At 72.3% G+C, this 15,618-nt stretch carries 16 protein-coding genes; 4 read left to right on the forward strand and 12 right to left on the reverse strand.

Features of this window, described 5'->3' with window-relative positions; genetic code table 11:
• Positions 1 to 591, forward strand: coding sequence for an LOG family protein (locus G4D85_RS34705; protein ID WP_164018374.1), 591 nt, complete (start codon positions 1 to 3; stop codon positions 589 to 591).
• 18 nt (positions 592 to 609) lie between these two features.
• On the opposite strand, the gene G4D85_RS34710 is transcribed toward G4D85_RS34705, so the two are convergent.
• The 3 genes from G4D85_RS34710 to G4D85_RS49845 are packed head-to-tail and all read right to left on the reverse strand — an operon-like array spanning position 610 to position 2,501.
• Positions 610 to 1,239 (reverse strand): hypothetical protein, encoded by a 630-nt coding sequence (locus G4D85_RS34710; protein ID WP_164018375.1) that lies wholly within the window; start codon positions 1,237 to 1,239, stop codon positions 610 to 612.
• A complete protein-coding gene (gene pyrE / locus G4D85_RS34715; protein ID WP_164018376.1) occupies positions 1,236 to 1,802 on the reverse strand; it encodes an orotate phosphoribosyltransferase in 567 nt (188 codons plus the stop codon). The genes G4D85_RS34710 and pyrE overlap by 4 nt, the downstream gene beginning before the upstream one ends.
• A 3-nt stretch (positions 1,803 to 1,805) precedes the next feature.
• Entirely contained in the window at positions 1,806 to 2,501 is a 696-nt protein-coding gene (locus tag G4D85_RS49845; protein ID WP_240359663.1) for a ParB/RepB/Spo0J family partition protein, read from the reverse strand.
• A 123-nt stretch (positions 2,502 to 2,624) separates the two neighbouring features.
• Between G4D85_RS49845 and G4D85_RS49850 the strand changes: the two genes are divergently transcribed.
• Together G4D85_RS49850 and G4D85_RS49855 are read left to right on the forward strand one after the other, a co-directional pair.
• Entirely contained in the window at positions 2,625 to 2,786 is a 162-nt protein-coding gene (locus tag G4D85_RS49850) for a hypothetical protein (protein WP_240359664.1), read from the forward strand.
• A 12-nt stretch (positions 2,787 to 2,798) separates the two neighbouring features.
• Positions 2,799 to 3,281: a hypothetical protein gene (locus G4D85_RS49855; protein ID WP_240359665.1), complete on the forward strand. Its 483-nt coding sequence runs from the start codon at positions 2,799 to 2,801 to the stop codon at positions 3,279 to 3,281.
• On the opposite strand, the gene bacP is transcribed toward G4D85_RS49855, so the two are convergent.
• From bacP to G4D85_RS34750, 6 genes are all read right to left on the reverse strand, one after another.
• On the reverse strand, positions 3,229 to 3,933 hold the full coding sequence (bacP, locus tag G4D85_RS34725) for a bactofilin BacP (protein WP_164018378.1): 705 nt from the start codon (positions 3,931 to 3,933) through the stop codon (positions 3,229 to 3,231). The genes G4D85_RS49855 and bacP overlap by 53 nt on opposite strands.
• 3 nt (positions 3,934 to 3,936) lie before the next feature.
• Positions 3,937 to 4,260 (reverse strand): bactofilin family protein, encoded by a 324-nt coding sequence (locus G4D85_RS34730; RefSeq protein ID WP_002636698.1) that lies wholly within the window; start codon positions 4,258 to 4,260, stop codon positions 3,937 to 3,939.
• A gap of 55 nt (positions 4,261 to 4,315) precedes the next feature.
• Positions 4,316 to 4,657, reverse strand: a complete 342-nt coding sequence (gene bacN, locus G4D85_RS34735; protein WP_164018379.1) for a bactofilin BacN — start codon at positions 4,655 to 4,657, stop codon at positions 4,316 to 4,318.
• Between the two features lie 55 nt (positions 4,658 to 4,712).
• Positions 4,713 to 5,552, reverse strand: a complete 840-nt coding sequence (locus tag G4D85_RS34740; RefSeq protein ID WP_164018380.1) for an alpha/beta hydrolase — start codon at positions 5,550 to 5,552, stop codon at positions 4,713 to 4,715.
• Between the two features lie 12 nt (positions 5,553 to 5,564).
• A complete protein-coding gene (locus G4D85_RS34745) occupies positions 5,565 to 7,439 on the reverse strand; it encodes a tetratricopeptide repeat protein (protein ID WP_164018381.1) in 1,875 nt (624 codons plus the stop codon).
• An 88-nt stretch (positions 7,440 to 7,527) separates the two neighbouring features.
• Positions 7,528 to 10,035, reverse strand: a complete 2,508-nt coding sequence (locus G4D85_RS34750) for an ATP-binding protein (protein WP_164018452.1) — start codon at positions 10,033 to 10,035, stop codon at positions 7,528 to 7,530.
• Positions 10,036 to 10,613: 578 nt separating this feature from the next.
• On the opposite strand from G4D85_RS34750, the gene G4D85_RS34755 reads away from it, so the two are divergent.
• The gene (locus tag G4D85_RS34755) at positions 10,614 to 12,221 is read left to right on the forward strand and encodes a hypothetical protein (protein WP_164018382.1); all 1,608 of its coding nucleotides are present in this window, start codon (positions 10,614 to 10,616) and stop codon (positions 12,219 to 12,221) included.
• 9 nt (positions 12,222 to 12,230) lie between these two features.
• On the opposite strand, the gene G4D85_RS34760 is transcribed toward G4D85_RS34755, so the two are convergent.
• Genes G4D85_RS34760 through G4D85_RS34770 form a run of 3 tightly spaced genes read right to left on the reverse strand, consistent with a single transcriptional unit; the run spans position 12,231 to position 15,612 of the window.
• Positions 12,231 to 12,971 (reverse strand): TlyA family RNA methyltransferase, encoded by a 741-nt coding sequence (locus G4D85_RS34760; RefSeq protein ID WP_164018383.1) that lies wholly within the window; start codon positions 12,969 to 12,971, stop codon positions 12,231 to 12,233.
• Complete coding sequence (locus G4D85_RS34765; RefSeq protein ID WP_164018384.1) at positions 12,968 to 14,719, reverse strand: 1-deoxy-D-xylulose-5-phosphate synthase; 1,752 nt, start codon at positions 14,717 to 14,719, stop codon at positions 12,968 to 12,970. Before G4D85_RS34765 ends, G4D85_RS34760 begins: the two co-directional genes overlap by 4 nt.
• Positions 14,719 to 15,612 carry a polyprenyl synthetase family protein gene (locus G4D85_RS34770; RefSeq protein WP_164018385.1) on the reverse strand — a complete coding sequence of 298 codons (894 nt, stop codon included), beginning with the start codon at positions 15,610 to 15,612 and terminating at the stop codon, positions 14,719 to 14,721. Before G4D85_RS34770 ends, G4D85_RS34765 begins: the two co-directional genes overlap by 1 nt.
• Positions 15,613 to 15,618: the final 6 nt, after the last annotated feature.

Raw genomic sequence — 15,618 nt, forward strand, 5'->3', positions numbered from 1 at the left:
ATGGAAGTGAGAAGCATCTGTGTCTTCTGCGGCTCGCGCCCCGGCAACCGGCCGGAGTACGTCGAGTCCGCCACCCGGCTGGGCGCGGAGCTGGCCCGGCGCGGACTCACGCTCGTCTATGGAGGCGCCAGCGTGGGCGTCATGGGCGCGGTGGCGGACGGTGCGCTGGGGGCCGGTGGGAAGGTGGTGGGCGTGCTGCCCGGCTTCCTGGGCTCGAAGGAGATTGCGCACCCGGGCCTCACCGAGCTGCACAGGGTGGACACCATGCACGAGCGCAAGGCGCTGATGGCCGAGCGCTCGGACGCGTTCATCGCCCTGCCCGGTGGCTTCGGCACGCTGGACGAGCTCTTCGAAATCGTCACCTGGGCGCAGCTCGGCCTGCACCGCAAGCCCATGGGGCTGCTGGACACGCGCGGCTTCTTCCAGCCGCTGGTGGCCATGGCGAAGCACCTGGCGCAGGAGGGCTTCGTCCCGGCCGAGCAGGCCGTGCCCTTCGCGGTGAGCGCCCTGCCCTCGGTGCTGGTGGACCGGCTGCAGGCCGGCCCCACGCTGCCGCCCGTGGAGAAGTGGCTGAGGCGCGGCCAGACGTGAGGCCGCGCGGAGCCGCTGCTACTGCGCGGACACCGTCAGCTCGGCCTTGCCCAGCGACGAGGACAGGCGCAGCGTCACCTTCTCCGTCCCCGGGGGAATGACGGGCTGCCCGTTGGACAGCGTGGTGGGGAAGTGCAGCTCCCACCCCACCCAGAACACGCCCGTGTAGGGGTAGTACGCGCGCATGTTGAGGTCCACCCGGCCCAGGCGTGAGATGCGCGTCGGCGTCACCTCGCCCGTGGGCGTCACCAGCGCGAGGCGCCAGATGGTGCGCTTCAGGTCGAAGTCCGCGTAGCGGAATTCGTTGAAGTGCACGCCCAGGAAGAACTCGTGGACCACGGTGGCTTCGGTGCGCTCCTCGGCCAGGAGCTGCTCCACCTTGTTCTCCGGCAGCACCTGGAAGGCGGCCTGGCGGCGCACCCGCGCCTCGCGGAACGTCGGCGTCTGCAGGGTGGCGCCCGCGAAGATGCGCGTGTCGAAGCCGTCGTAGATTTCCTGCCGGCCCGAGTACTTCGCGAGGATGGACTGGTAGGCCTCCTCGGCCTGCTCGTCCGGCAGCGTCGGTGCCTGCTCTCCGACGGAAGGGGGCGTGGTGACGCAGCCGCCCAGCAGGGCCAGCAGCGCCACGGTCGCGAACGGCGTCCTCACGGGATGAAGTCCTTGCGGGTGAACAGCGTGAACAGGCGATGGCCCGAGGCTTCCACTGCCTCGCGGCCGCCCTCCAGCCGGTCCACCAAAGCGAAGGCGCCCAGCACCTTCAGTCCTTCTTCCTGCGCGCGCTCGATGGCCTTGAGCGTGGAGGCACCCGTCGTGACGACGTCCTCGACGATGGCCACCGCCGCGCCCGGCCCCACACCGCTGAGCCCTTCAATCCACTGGCCGGTGCCGTGGCCCTTGGGCTCCTTGCGGACGATGAACGCGGCCAGCGGCGAGCCCGACAGGTAGCCGGTAAGGCTCACCGCCGACGCCAGCGGGTCCGCACCCAGCGTCAGGCCGCCCACGCCCACGGCCTCGGGGGCGTGGCGACGGATGGCCTCCAGGAACAGCCGGCCGATGAGGAAGTGTCCCTCGGCCAGCAGCGCCGTGCGCTTGCAGTCGATGTAGAAGTCCGACTCCTTGCCGGACGAGAGCACCACGCGCCGCCGCTCGAAGGAGCGCTCCGTGAGGAGCTCCAACAGCCGGGCGCGGTCTCTCGCGAGCGGTTCCGCCATGGCCTACAGACCCTCCAGGTACGCCACGAGCTGCGACGAGTACCGCAGCTGCATCAGGAGCTCCGCCTTGCGCGAGTCATCCAGCGCGGCGAACACGTCCGCCAGCAGCGAGAGGTCCTGGTTGATGGCCCCGAGCCGCTCCGACACGTCCGCCGCCAGCTCGTCGGCATCGATTTCCTCTTCCACGCCCTCGGGCGCCAGCGTGTCCTCGGTGGCGAGCGCCTTCTCCAGCATGTCGCGCACCGCGGCGCTCAGCCGGCCCTCCGACTCCAGCTGCTCGCGCTTGGCCTCCAGCACCTCGGGCTCCACCGGCGTGGCGTGGATGGCCTCCGCCAGGGACATGAGGAGCGCGTCCTCGTCCGACAGGCTCGTGTGCACGCGCGCCTGCACCGCGTCCCGCTTGAGGAAGCGCAGCGCCGCCACGCGACGGAAGCCGCAGACCAGCTGGTAGCGGTCCTCGCCGGCCGGGCGCACGTCCACCGGGAACAGCTGCCCCAGTCGGGCGATGTCCGTGGCCAGCCCGGACACGTCACCCTCCGAGCGCAGGCGGAAAGAGGTGTCGTCCTGAAGCTTGTCCAGGGGCATCAGCACCAGCGTCACCCGCCCGGCCAGACGCTCCTCGGGCGCGGACAGCTCTTCCGGCAGCCCCTCCTCCTCGTCGCCCTCCTGCTCGGACGTGTCGTCCGTCAACCCGGCCACCTGGGACTCCTCACCCTGCTCGGAACCATCCTGTGAAGCGCCTTCGGCCGGAGCCTCTCCACCTGGGGACGGAGTACCCGCCTCCCGGGCCGGCTCGCCACCCTCGGCGCGCTGCTCACCGCCGTGCTGCTCGCCCTGCGGAGCACCCTCGGCGCGGGGCTCGCCGCCAGGGTGCTCACCTGCGTGCTGCTCACCTTGCTGAGCACCTTCGGCGCGGGGCTCGTCGCCCTGCTGCTCGCCTTCGGCCCGGTGCTCGCCACCGTTGTGGTGCTCACCCTGAGGTGAGCCTTCAGCGCGGTGCTCGCCGCCGGGGTGCTCACCTTCACGGTGCTCACCACCGTTGTGGTGCTCACCCGGATGGCCACCTTCGGCTCGGTGCTCGCCGCCGGGGTGCTCACCCTGTTGCCCACCCTCGGCGCGATGCTCACCGCCAGGGTGCTCACCGGAATGACCACCCTCGCCGGAGCGCTCACCTTCACGGTGCTCGCCACCGTTGGGGTGCGCACCCTCGTGGCCACCCTCGGCACGGTGCTCGCCTTCGGCGCGGTGCTCACCGGGCGCAGCTCCGCCCTGGCCGCCCTCGGCTGGCTCGGACGACGGCGAGCCACCCTCTGGCGCGGTCCCCGGCGTCCCTTCCTGTCCGTCAACCCTGTGCTCGGCGTCCATGGCGGCACCCCTGGTCTGCCCACCCCCGCGCCACCGACTCCGGTGGCGCGGGCGATGTGCTCTAGCGGGCCTTCTTCTTCAACACGACCTTCTTCTTCGCGCCAGCACCCATGACGGAGGGCGTTGACGGCTCAGCAGAGGTCGCCTGCTCGACCGGCGCGGGCGCCGGGCGGGGCTCCACGCGCGTGGGCGGCGGAGGCGGCGGCATCGGCTTGGCCTGCGGGCGGGCGGCCGGCATCACGGGAGCCGGCGCCGGACGCGCGGTCGCGGACGTCGTGCCAGTGGAACGCGCGGGCGGAGGCGGCGGCGCCGGACGCGAGACCGGAGCGGTCGGACGCGCCAGCGTCGTCGTCGTCGTCGGACGTGCCGTCGGACGGGCCACCGTGGGGCGCTCGGCCGGCAGCCGGCCCGGCTCCACGTCGCCCATGTCCACGCGGCCGCGGAAGCTGGCACCGTCCACGATGATGACGCGGGGGGCGTGGATGTCGCCCACCATGCGGCCCTCGCGGGTCAACTCCACGCTCTCCGTCGCGTTGATGTTGCCCACCACCACGCCGCTGACGATGGCGTTCTTCACCGCCACGTTCGCCTTCACCACGCCGGAGGGCTCCACGATGAGCGTCCGGCTGAGCGTCAGCTCACCCTCGACCCGTCCACGGACGGTGAGGTCCTCGTCGCCCGTCAACCGGCCGCTGATGAGGATGGAAGGCCCCACCACGGTGTTGTTGACGTTGTTGCTCCCTGAGAGCTCCTTCGCGGTGGCCACGAATCAGCGCTCCTTCATGTCCATGTCGACGTTGCCCTTGAAGGAGGCACCATCGGCGATGAGGATGCGCGGCGCCTTGATGTCGCCCACCACGCGGCAGTCCGTCTTCAGCTCCACCTTGTCGCTGGCGACGATGTTGCCCGTCACCCGACCGGCGATCTCCACGTTCTGCGTCTCGATGTCCGCCTCGACGACGCCGCTGCCCTCCACGTAGAGGCTTTCCTTGAGGGAGATCTTCCCCTTCACGGTGCCCTGGATGACCAGGTCCTCGTCTCCGGAGATTTCCCCGTCGATGACGATGCTCGAGCCAATGACCGTATTCGCCATGAGTGTTGTCCGCCCCTCTCGAAAGGTGTGCGCCGTGCAGAGCCCGGCGTGAGTCTCAGATGTCGTCCGGCAGCTTCACGTCCATCTCGATGGAGCCGTTGAACACGGCCCCATCTTCGATGACGACGCGAGGCGCCTTGATGTCGCCAGCCACCTTCGCCGAGGCGCTGATGGCCACCCGTGTCGAGGCGTCGATGTTCCCGCTCGCCTCACCGTTGATGGTCAGCTCCTCAGCCCGGATGTCCGCCTGCACCTTGCCGGTGCTCTCGATGGTGAGGTGGTTCTTCAGGGCAATCTGCCCCTCCACCCTGCCCTCGATGACCAGGTCCCCACCTCCCGTGAGGTTGCCCTTAATGACGATGCCCTTGCCGATGATGCCCGTCTCACCCGTTGCCATGCGGTGACCTCACCCAGCGCCAGCTCCTCCGTAGGAGCCGGGCGACCTGATTATGTCAGAGATGCGCGGAGATCCAGCCGGAGATATCCCGGAACACTTCCGCGCGCCCCACCTCGTTCAGGGGCTCGTGGCGCATGCCGGGGTACTCCTTGAACTTCTTGTCCGCCGCCCCGGCCGTCTCGAAGAAGACCCGAGCCGCCGCCGGAGCGGCCACGCCGTCCTCCGCGCCGCACAGCACGAACAGCGGAGCTTGAATCTTCGGTGCCAGCAGCATCGCCTCGCCCTGGGCCTTGGTGGACTCCAGGAACCAGCGGGGCGTGACGACGGTGAGGTAGAGCGGGTCGGCGCGGGTGGCGCGCTGCACCTCGAGGTCCTTGCTCAGGTCCTCCGGCGTCAGCTCCGTCTTCAGGGGCAGCCATGGCACGAGCCTTCCCACCGCGCGCGCGGCCATGAGCTTCATGGCCGGAGGGGTGATGGCCAGCTTGAAGTAGGGGGCTGACAGCACCACCCCGGACAGCCCCTCCACGTGGCGCTCCCCCAGCCACTTCACCGCCATCAGCCCGCCGTGGCTGTGGGCCAGCATGAAGGTCTTCTTGCCGCCCGCGTCCTTGCGCACCCGGGCCCAGAAGGTCTCCAGGTCGTCCACGAAGTGCGGCCACGCCTCGGCGTAGCCCCGGCGTCCGTCCGCGCGGCCATGGCCCCGGTAGTCGAAGCCGTGCACCGCGAAGCCGTCCGCGAGCAGCGCGTCCACGACATACGTGTAGCGGCCGAAGTGGTCCCCGTAGCCGTGCACCACCGCCACGTGGGCGCGGGGCTCGCCGTCCGGCAGGCTGGACCTCCAGAAGAGCCGGGTGCCGTCCCTGCCGTTGAAGAAGCCCTCGTCGTGGCGCGCCATAGGCGCATCAACTTAGCGGCCCGACGAACGCGTGGGTAGCGCCTTGAGCTTTCGCTCGAGCACCGCGCGCTGTCCGGGGGGCTCCGCCGACTCGGGGTCCAGCGCCAGCACGTCCAGGGCGCGGCGCCAGGCACCGGCCGCCTCTTCGCTCCGGGAGGCCCGCTGGTAGGCGTCTCCCAGGTGCTCCAGGATGACGGGCTCGTCCGGAGTCAGCGACGAGGCCCGCTCCAGCGCCTCCACCGCGCGCAGGTACTCGCCGCGCCGGAAGTACACCCACCCCAGCGAATCCAGGAAGGCCCCGGTGTCCGGGCGCAACTGGAGCGCGCGCAGCACGCGCCGCTCGGCTTCGTCCAGGTCCCTGCCCGACTGGGCCAGCAGGTAGCCCAGGAAGTTGAGCGCCGGGGCGTGGTCCGGGTCCACCTCCAGCACCGCCCGCATCCGCGCCAGCGCGCCGTCCACGTCGCCCTGCCGCTCGTGGGCCGCGCCGAGCACGTAGAGCAGCTCCTCGTCCCGGGGCTTGCGCGCCACCACCTCGCGCAGCAGCGTCAGCGCCTCCGTCCCCCGCCCCTGCCGGTGCAGCGTGGCGGCCAGCGCGTCGTACAGCACGGGCGTGGGCCCGGCGGCCAGCCCTTCCCTCAGCACCGCCTCCGCCCTCGCGCCCGCCCCGCTCCGCTCCAGGGCGCGGGCGTACTGCAGCCGCGCCTCCAGGTCCTCCGGTGTGTCCTGGAGCGCGGCCCGCAGCAGCGCCAGGGCCCGGGAGTGCTCTCCCGCCAGCGACAGGCAGCGGGCGCGGCGCAGGCGGGCGTCGGCGAAGACTTCCGAGCCCTCGGGCACCCCGGCGAAGGCGGCCGCCGCCTCCGCGAAGCGGCGCATCCGCTCGTGCACCAGGCCCGCGTAGTAGGACAGGCGGGGCTCGTCCGCGCCGGCCTTCCGGGCCGACTCCAGCACCTCCGCGGCGGCGGCCGGCTCGCGCGCGGCCAGGTAGCTGAAGGCCACGCGCACGGCCGTCTCCGGCTCGGAGGAGAGCGACAGCAGCCGGTCGAAGTACGCTCGCGCCCGCACCAGGGAGCCGGCCTTGAGCGCGGCGCGGCCCGCGCCCAGCAGCACCTCCTGGCTGTCCGGGTCCTTGCGCAGCGCGCGGGCGAGGGCGTCCTCCGCCTCGGCGGGGCGGCCGGAGTCCTCGTACAGCTTCGCCAGGGCGGCCAGCACCTCCACGTCGCCCGGGTCCCTCCGGCTGGCCTCCGTCAGCAGGCGCTCGGCGCGGAGGACATCGCCCCGCTCCGCCAGGGCCAGCCCCAGGCGCCGGTGGCCGGAGGCCTCGCCGGGCAGCGCCAGCGCCAGCGCCTCCACCACCTTCACCGCCTCGTCGGGCGCGCCGGCCTGGAGGTGCAATTGGGCCAGCACCAGGTACGCCTCGGGCTCGCGCGGCTTGAGGGCCACTGCGCGCCGCAGGTGCAGCCGCGCCCGGGTGTAGCGCCCGGACTCCAGCAGCACGCGACCCAGCAGCACGTGGGCCGGGTAGTACGCCGGGGAGCGCTCCACCGCCCGGCGCAGCTCGCGCTCGGCCTTCTCCAAATCCCCCAGGCGCGCGTACTCCTCCCCCAGTTGGGTGAGCAGCAGCGGGTGCCCGTCGTCCGTGGCCAGGGCCAGGCGCAGCGCATCCACCGCGCCCCGGTGGTCTCCGGAATGGTGCAGCAACCGCGACTGGAGGTAGTTCGCATAGCTGGCGGACGAGGAGAAGCTCCCCTCGTCCGTGGCCGCCGCGTCCATGGCCTCGCGAATGGCCTCGCGGTCCACGCGCGGGCGCTTGGGCGGAGGGGCCGCGAGGGCCCCCCGCGCCACGAAGACGCCCAGCAGGACGGAGACGAGGAGGCGGGAAGGGCTCACGCGAGGAGGAGTCTAGCGCGGCCCCGCCCGGCGTGCAGGCGGCACACACCGCCTCCGCCGGAACCCGTCAGGTCTGCTCCCGAGGCCGTCACACCTCTTCCTGAGGCGGCGCGCCCAGCTTCTCCAGCAGCTTCTCCACCGGGTCGCTGTCCTGGCTCACGTCCGCCACCGCCGAGCGGTACTCGGTGTCCGTTGCCTTCTCGACGTCCGGCAGCATGCGGCTGATGACGTTGCGCGCCGGCTCCGCCTGGCACTCGGGGAGGATGACGACGAACACACCTCCGCCCAGGTGGGAGATGGCATCCGGGTGGCGCACCCGCTTGCGCATGATGTCGGCGATGCTGGCCGGAATCGGGTCCACCGGCCGGTCCGGCCGCAGCACCGCCAGACTGAGGGGACGGTGGAAGCGCCGGCTGCGCGTCAGCTCCTGCTCCAGCCGCAGCAGCAGCCCGCGCCGGTCATGCAGGCCCGTGGCCGGGTCGCTGCCGGTGCGCCGCTGCAGGGCGCTGGCCTTCTCCTTCTCCTGCTGCTCTCGCTCGCCCTGGCGCAGCTTGAGCGCACGGTCGGTGCGGTTGAGGAGCTCCACCGCGTTGAACGGCTTGCTCATGTAGTCCACCGCGCCCAGGTTGAGCGAGCGGACCTTCTCCGCCACGCCCTGGTGGGCGGACAGGAGGATGACGGGGATGTTCGCCGTGTCCGACGAGGACTTGAGCGCCATCGCCGCGTCCAGCCCGTCCAGCTTGGGCAGGAACACGTCCATGACCACCAGGTCCGGCCGCTGCGCGCGCGCCTTGGCGAGACCTTCCGCACCGTCGCGGGCCACCTCCACCCGGTACTTGGAGCGCAGCACCTCCGACAGCACGGCCGCGATTTCCGGCTCGTCCTCCACCACCAGCACGCGCGGCTGCTCATGGGGGTTGGTCGCGGCGGGCTGCTGCGGCCTCGGGTTGCGCGGCGCCTCCTGCGCCAGCGGCAGCGTGAAGACGAAGATGCAGCCGTTGGCCGGAGGGCTCTCCGCCCAGATTTCGCCGCCGTGCAGCTCCACGAACTCCTTGCAGATGGCCAGCCCCAGCCCCGTGCCCTTGCCGCCATGGCGGTAGCGGTCGAAGACCAGGTGCAGCTCGTCCGGGGGAATGCCCACGCCGTCGTCCTGCACGCACACCTTGGCCGCGTCGCCGTCCGGGCGCCCCAGCCGCTGCGTGCTCACCACCACCTCGCCGTCCTGGCGCGCGTGGTGGATGGCGTTGGTGATGAGGTTCTGCAGCACCTCGTGCAGCTTCATCTCGTCGCCGATGAGCATCAGGCTGTCCGGGCAGTCCGCGCGCAGCGACACGCCGCGGTTGGCCGCCAGGATTTCCAGCTCATTGACCGCGTCCCGGCACAGCTGCGCCACGTCCAGCACGCGCGGCTCAATCGACAGCCGCGCCGCCTCGCCCTTCCCCTTCTCCAGCAGCGACTCGACCAGCCCGAGGATCTTCTTGCCCTGGCGGATCATCGCCTCGGCGGACTGCTTCTGCTGGGCCTCCAGCGGGCCCTCCTGCAGCAGGCGGCCATGGCCCAGCAGCACCTGGAGCGGCGCGCGCAGGTCATGGCTGCAGACGGCGATGATCTCGTCCTTGAGCCGGTTGAGCTCCTTGAGGCGGCGGTTGGCGTCGTTCAGCTCCTGGTAGCGCTGCACGTACGCCAGCTCCAGGTCCTCGCGCTTCTTCTTCACCGCCGTGTGCAGGCGCGCGTTGCGGATGGAGTTGGCCAGCACGCCGGCCACCGCCTGCGCGAACTCCTGCTCGTCCCGGCCGAAGGACGCGTCCACCCGCGACACGCGCAGGAAGAGCGCGCCCAGCAGGTCGTCCTGGCAGATGAGCGGCTGGACGAGGATGGACTTCACACCCAGCGGGAGGATGGAGGTGCGGACCTCCGCCATCAGCGGATCTCGCTGCGCCTCTTCAATCAGCACCGGGTGCCGCGTCTCCAGCGCACGGCGCAGCTCCGGGTAGCGGGCCACCTCGATGTCCAGCTCGACGAGGCTCGGGTCCTCCTGCGTGGCCACCACGCGGGCGGTGCGGGCATGGCTGCCCTCCACCAGCACCACCGAGCAGCGGTCCGTCCCGGTGACGCGCCCCACCTTGTCCACGGCGATGCGCAGGATTTCCTCCAGCTCCAGCGAGCTGGTGGCCGCCTGGGTGATCTCCAGCAGCATCCCCATGCGCATGCGGATGCGCTCTTCCCTGTCGCGCAGCCGGCCCGCGCGCAGCGCCGCCTCCAGCCGCGGCACCACCTCGTCCGCGCTGCGAATCCAATCGTCCACTGCCAGACGTTTGAAGGCCTCCGCGGAGCGGGTGCGCCCCAGGTCCACCAGCACCGGCAGTCGCTGCAGGCGCTCCACCTTGCGCAGCGAGTCCAGCATCTCCGCCGCCCGCTTCGCCGTCACCGCGAGCAGCACGACCTCCGGCTGGAGCGTGTCCGCCGCCTGCGACAGGCTGCTCTCCCGCTCCGCCGCGGCGCACTGGTAGCCGCTCGCCGTGAGCCGCTCGATGAGGGCGTCTCCCGCCTCCTTGGCGGCCACCACCAGCACGCGTCCCCGCTGATCCGCCTGCATCTCGACTCTCACGGTGAACCTCGGACCCGCCGGCCCAGGAAGGACGGATGGAGAGGCTGCGTCAATCCACTGCGTGCGAAAGGGTACATGGTTCGGATCCGGATCATGCCGCTGAACACGCCCGTGGGCCAGAGCGGCGCACATCCCAGGAAGGGCGGGCATGTGAGAGGAAATGCGCGGCCTGGCCGCACTGGCCGTACGCCCGCCACCCGCCATCCCCCCTGGCCCCTCCCTCATGCACCCTGGTGGCTATCACGTCCGCGCCCCCGGGGGGATGCTTCACGTCCCCACCCCCGGCAGATGCCCGGCCGGTCGCCCCTTCCACCGTCGATCAGGCGCCAGCACGGCTGCAATTGTAATCCCCTGGCGCTTACACGGCCGCTACTCCCACCGAGAAGCCCCCGCCGCCCGCGCGGAGCCTCCAGGTCCGGGGATTCCGGACTCCGGGCCCCAGGCATCCAGGCTCGCCTCCAGCTCCGGGCTCCCCGTCTCCGAGCCCCGAGCCCCGAGCCCCCGCGCTCGCCGCCCCCGGGGCACGGTGATGCCCGGACCGCGGGTACGGGATAGAGTGCCGCGCCATGCCCCATCCTCCCCTGACGCGGCACGCATGGCGCGCCGCCCTCGCCCTTGCCGCCAGCCTGTCCGCCGCCTGCGGCGGTGACCCCAAGCCGCCCCCCACGCCGGACCCGCCCCAGGTCGCCCTCACGGTGCCCGAGTCCAACGTCGCGGGCACCAGCCTCAAGGTCATCGTCAACGTGACTGGCTGCGACACGGTCTCCTCCCTCAACCTCCTGGACCGGGAGACGTTCCTCAAGACGTTCACCTACGCGGGGAAGGACACCACGCTGGAGCTGCTGTCCGCGGACATCCCCTACAAGACGGTGGGTCTGTCGGCCAGCCTCGCGCTGGTCGCCGAGGCCGTGTGCGATGACGGCCGGAAGAACAAGTCCCAGCCCCAGCCGGCCGTCTTCTTCCCCGTGACGCGCGTGGTGGACGACCCGCAGGCCCGGGAGCAGGTCTTCACCATGCCCTTCGTCGCCGAGGGCACGGGCACCAATGTGGCATTCCTTGGCTGCAAAGGCCCCACCGCGGGGGCGCACACGCTCTACCGCCAGCCGCTCTCGGGCACCGCGCAGTCGGTGGCGATGCCCACGCTCTGCACCCCGAACACCGTCATCAGCGCGCCCGCGTCTGACGGCACTCGCTGGGTCTGGACTCCCGGCTCCAGCGCCTTCGCGGTGGACCCCAGCTTCCAGATTACCTCCCGCTCCCACCCGGACCTCGCGATTGGCACGCTGACGGTGATGGACAATGGCGACGCGCTCATCCGCAACCAGAGCGCCGGCCGCATCATCCGCCTGTCCCGCCGGGCACCCAGCCCCGGTGGCGTCGGCACGGAGATCTGGGTCTTCGAGTACCAGACCGGGAAGGTCGGCTATCCGCTGGCCCCGCTGAAGGTGCGCAACGGCCGCGTGCTGGTCGCCTCGCAGTACCCCTCAGGCGACGGCCGCGCGCAGATCATCGTGGAGGAACTGGACGCTGGCGACTCCAACCCCGCCACGGGTGGCACGCTCCTGACCCAGCACGTCATCCGCGACGTCCTCAGCACCAGCGTGGAGCCCCCCGTTCCGGCGGCGGCCTTCAGCGCGGACGGCAGCGTGCTGTACCTCGGCTTCTACCCGGTCGCGACGGACCGCTCGCAGGTCGTGGCCTGCGCCTCCGACGCCGACGGGTGCGAGGGGGCCAACTCCCGCTGGTCCAGCATCCAGCTCGTGGGCCCGGTGAGGGCGCTGATTCCCTATGCGAACGACTCGCGCCTCGCCGCCGTGGGCACGCAGCGCGTCTGGCCGCTGGCCACCGCCGATGGCGTCGTGCGCGGCAAGGACAGCACCTCGGTGGACGCCAACGGCGCGCTGAACGTGCTCTACATGCTCCCGAGCCGGCCCCCGTCCACCGACGTCTTCTTCCTCAACGGCCCCGCGCGAGTCGGCCAGAGCGCCTCGCTGCCGGTGGAAATCGTGGGCATGGACCAGTCCTCCAGCGGCGAGGGCCGCGAGGTCTTCCGCTACCAGGTGGCCGTCAGCATGGGCGCCGCGGTGGACGGCGATGGCCGCCTGTGGCTGCGCACCGGCGGCAAGTTCCACCAGGCGCTCCCCATCAGCCAGTACCGGAGCGCCCGGCCGTAACAGCAACGCTCAGGGCCTGTCGGCGACGAGGAGTGCCTCCACGTTGCCGGCGGGCCCGGGCACGGGCGAGTCCATCAGCCCACGCACGGTGAGGCCCTGCTCGCGCACGAAGGCCGTCACCGTGTCGATGGCGTCCTGGCGCGCGGCGGCGTCCCGCACCACGCCGCCCTTGCCCACCCGCTCGGGGCCCACCTCGAACTGGGGCTTCACCAGCGCCACCAGCAGCCCGCCCGGCTCGAGGAAGGTCAGCACCGAGGGCAGCACCTGGGTGAGCGAGATGAAGCTCACGTCGATGACGATGGCGCCCACCTTCTCCGGCAAATCTTCGTCCGTGAGGTAGCGCGCGTTGACGCGCTCGCGCGAGCGCACCCGCGGGTCCTTCCGCAGCTTCTCGTGCAGCTGGCCGTAGCCCACGTCGATGGCGTGCACGCGCGTGGCCCCGTGCTGGAGCAGGCAGTCCGTGAAGCCGCCGGTGCTGGCGCCGATGTCCGCGCACACCCGGCCCGTCACGTCGAGCCCGAAGCGGTCCATGGCCCCCTTCAGCTTCAGCCCACCGCGCGACACGTAGGGCAGCACCTCGCCCTTGAGGCGCAGCTCCGCCTCCACCGGCACCAGCGAGCCGGGCTTGTCCACGCGCTGGTCGTCCACCACCACCTGTCCGGCGAGGATGAGCGCCTGCGCCTTGGTGCGCGACTCCGCCAGCCCGCGCTCCACCACCAGCACGTCCACGCGCTCCTTGCGAGGCTTCACCGCCCGCCTCCTTCCAGCAGCTCACGGCCCGTCCGCAGCAGGCCCGCCGCGTCCAGGCCCAGCTCCGCGCGCTGCACCCGCGCGTCGCCATGCGCGACGAACACGTCCGGCATGCCCACCAGGCGCACCCGCGCGGTGATGCCCCGGGCCGCGTACAGCTCCAGCACCGCGCCACCCAGTCCGCCGCGCGTCGTGCCCTCCTCCACCACCACCACGTGGCCGCACGCGGCGGCCTCCAGCAGCGCGGCCTCGTCCAGCGGCGAGGCACAGCGCGCGTCCAGCACGCTCCAGCCTGGCTGGCCCCGCGCGGCCTCCAGCGCGGCCAGCCCCAGCGGGCCCAGCGTCACCAGCGTCAGCCGGGGCCGCTCGGCGCGCAGCAGCCAGCGCGCGCCCACCAGCGGCGCCTCGCCCGCGAGCACCCCCGGAGGCAGCGGCGGCAGCGTGCCGCGCGGGAAGCGGAGGACGGACGGGTGCGGCGCCGCCAGCGCGGTGTCCAGCATGGGCGCCAGGTCCTCGCCCACCATGGGCGACCAGAGCTGGAGCCCGGGCAGCGGCCGCAGCGACGCGACGTCGAAGGTGCCCTGGTGCGTGGCGCCGTCAGCGCCCACCAGCCCCGCGCGGTCCACCGCGAAGACGACGGGCAGGCCCGGCAGGCACACGTCGTGGATGACCTGGTCGTACGCGCGCTGGAGGAAGGTGGAGTAGATGGCGCAGACGGGGCGCGCGCCCGCCGCGGCCAGCCCCGCGCTGAAGGTGACGGCGTGCTGCTCGGCGATGCCCACGTCGTGCACCCGGTCCGGAAAGCGCGCCTTCAGCTCGTTGAGCGCCGAGCCCTCCAGCATGGCCGGCGTCACCGCCACCACGCGCGAGTCCTTCGCCATGGCGTCCTCCAGCACCGCCGCGAAGGCCTCGCTGAAGGTCCGCTGCCCCTTGCGCGAGCGCACCAGCTTGCCGTCCCGCCACTCGTACGGGCCCATGGCGTGCCCGCGCGTCTGCGCGTCCGCCTCCGCCGGGGGGAAGCCCTTCCCCTTGAGCGTGAGCGCGTGCACCACCACCGGCCGCGAGGACACCTTCGCCTCGCGCAGCGCGTGCACCAGCGCGCCCAGGTCATGCCCGTCCACCGGCCCCAGGTAGGTGAAGCCCAGCCCCTCGAAGAAGGCGCGCGCGCCCCGTGTGCGCAGCAGCGCCGGAATGGCGCCCACGTTGGCGCTGATGGACATCTGGTTGTCGTTGAGCACCACCACCAGCGGCAGGTCGCTGCCCCCCGCGTTGTTGAGCCCCTCGAAGGTGAGCCCGCCGGTGAGCCCGCCGTCACCCAGCACCGCCACCACGTGGCCGCGCCGGCCCAGCACCCGGCGCCCCTCCAGCATGCCCAGGGCCGCGGACACCGCCGTGCACGAGTGGCCCGCCAGCAGCGCGTCATGCGGGCTCTCACGCGGGTCCAGGAAGGGCCCCAGCCCGCCGGCCTGCCGCAGCGTATGCATGCGCTCTCGCCGCCCGGTGAGCAGCTTGTGCGCGTACGCCTGGTGCCCCACGTCGAAGAGGAGCGCGTCCGTCGGCGAGTGGAACACCCGGTGCAGCGCGACGATGAGCTCCACCGCGCCCAGCGATGCGCCCAGGTGCCCGCCCACGCGGCCGCACAGGGAGATGATGTCCTCGCGCAGCGCCTCGCACAGCGCCGGCAGCTCCGCCTCCGGAAGCGACCGCACGTCGGAGGGCGAGGCGATGCGCTCCAGCAACCCCGTCATCAGGACTTCCGCTCCACCGAGTACCGCGCCAGTGCGGCCAGCGGCCCGTCGGCGCCTTCCAGCGGCCGCACCGCCGCCATCGCCTGGGCCACCTTCTCCTCCGCCATGCGCTTGGACGCTTCCAGCCCCACCACCGCCGGGAAGGTGAAGCGCCCCGCCGCCGCGTCCGCACCCGCCGGCTTGCCCAGCTGCTCCGGCGTGGCCGTCACGTCCAGCACGTCGTCGGCAATCTGGAAGGCCAGCCCCACCGCGTCGCCATAGCTGTCCGCGCGGGCCAGCGCGTCCGCGTCCCCGCCCCCGGCCAGCACGCCCATGCGGCACGCGGCGCGGATGAGGGCGCCCGTCTTCAGGCGGTGCAGCCGGATGAGGTAGTCCAGCGCGGCCGGCCGGTCCTCGGCGATGTCCAGCACCTGCCCGCCCACCATGCCCGCCGCGCCCGCCGCCACGGCCAGCTCGCGGCACAGCGCCGCGCGCACCGGCTCCGGCCCCGAGGCCACCAGGGTGAAGGCCTCCGTCAGCAGCGCGTCTCCGGCGAGAATGGCCATGGCCTCGCCGTGCACCTTGTGGTTGGTGAGCCGGCCCCGGCGGTAGTCGTCGTCGTCCATGGCCGGCAGGTCGTCATGCACCAGCGAGTACGTGTGCACGTACTCCACCGCGCACGCCGCGTCGCCCGCCAGCGCGGAAGCATTGCTGGCGCGCGCCACGGTGTCCGCGAAGGCCAGGCACAGCACCGGGCGCAGGCGCTTGCCGCCGGCCAGCAGCGAGTAGCGCATGGCCTCGGCCAGCTTCGGCGGGGTGCCAGACGGTTGGAGGAGGTCCGCGCGCTCGCGCAGCAGCGACTCCACCCGCGCCTGCTGGGCGCTCAGGAAGGAGTCCAGATTGAAGGGTGCCAAGAGTCC

The sequence above is a fragment of the Pyxidicoccus trucidator genome (assembly GCF_010894435.1).
GTDB classification, from domain to species: Bacteria; Myxococcota; Myxococcia; order Myxococcales; family Myxococcaceae; genus Myxococcus; species Myxococcus trucidator.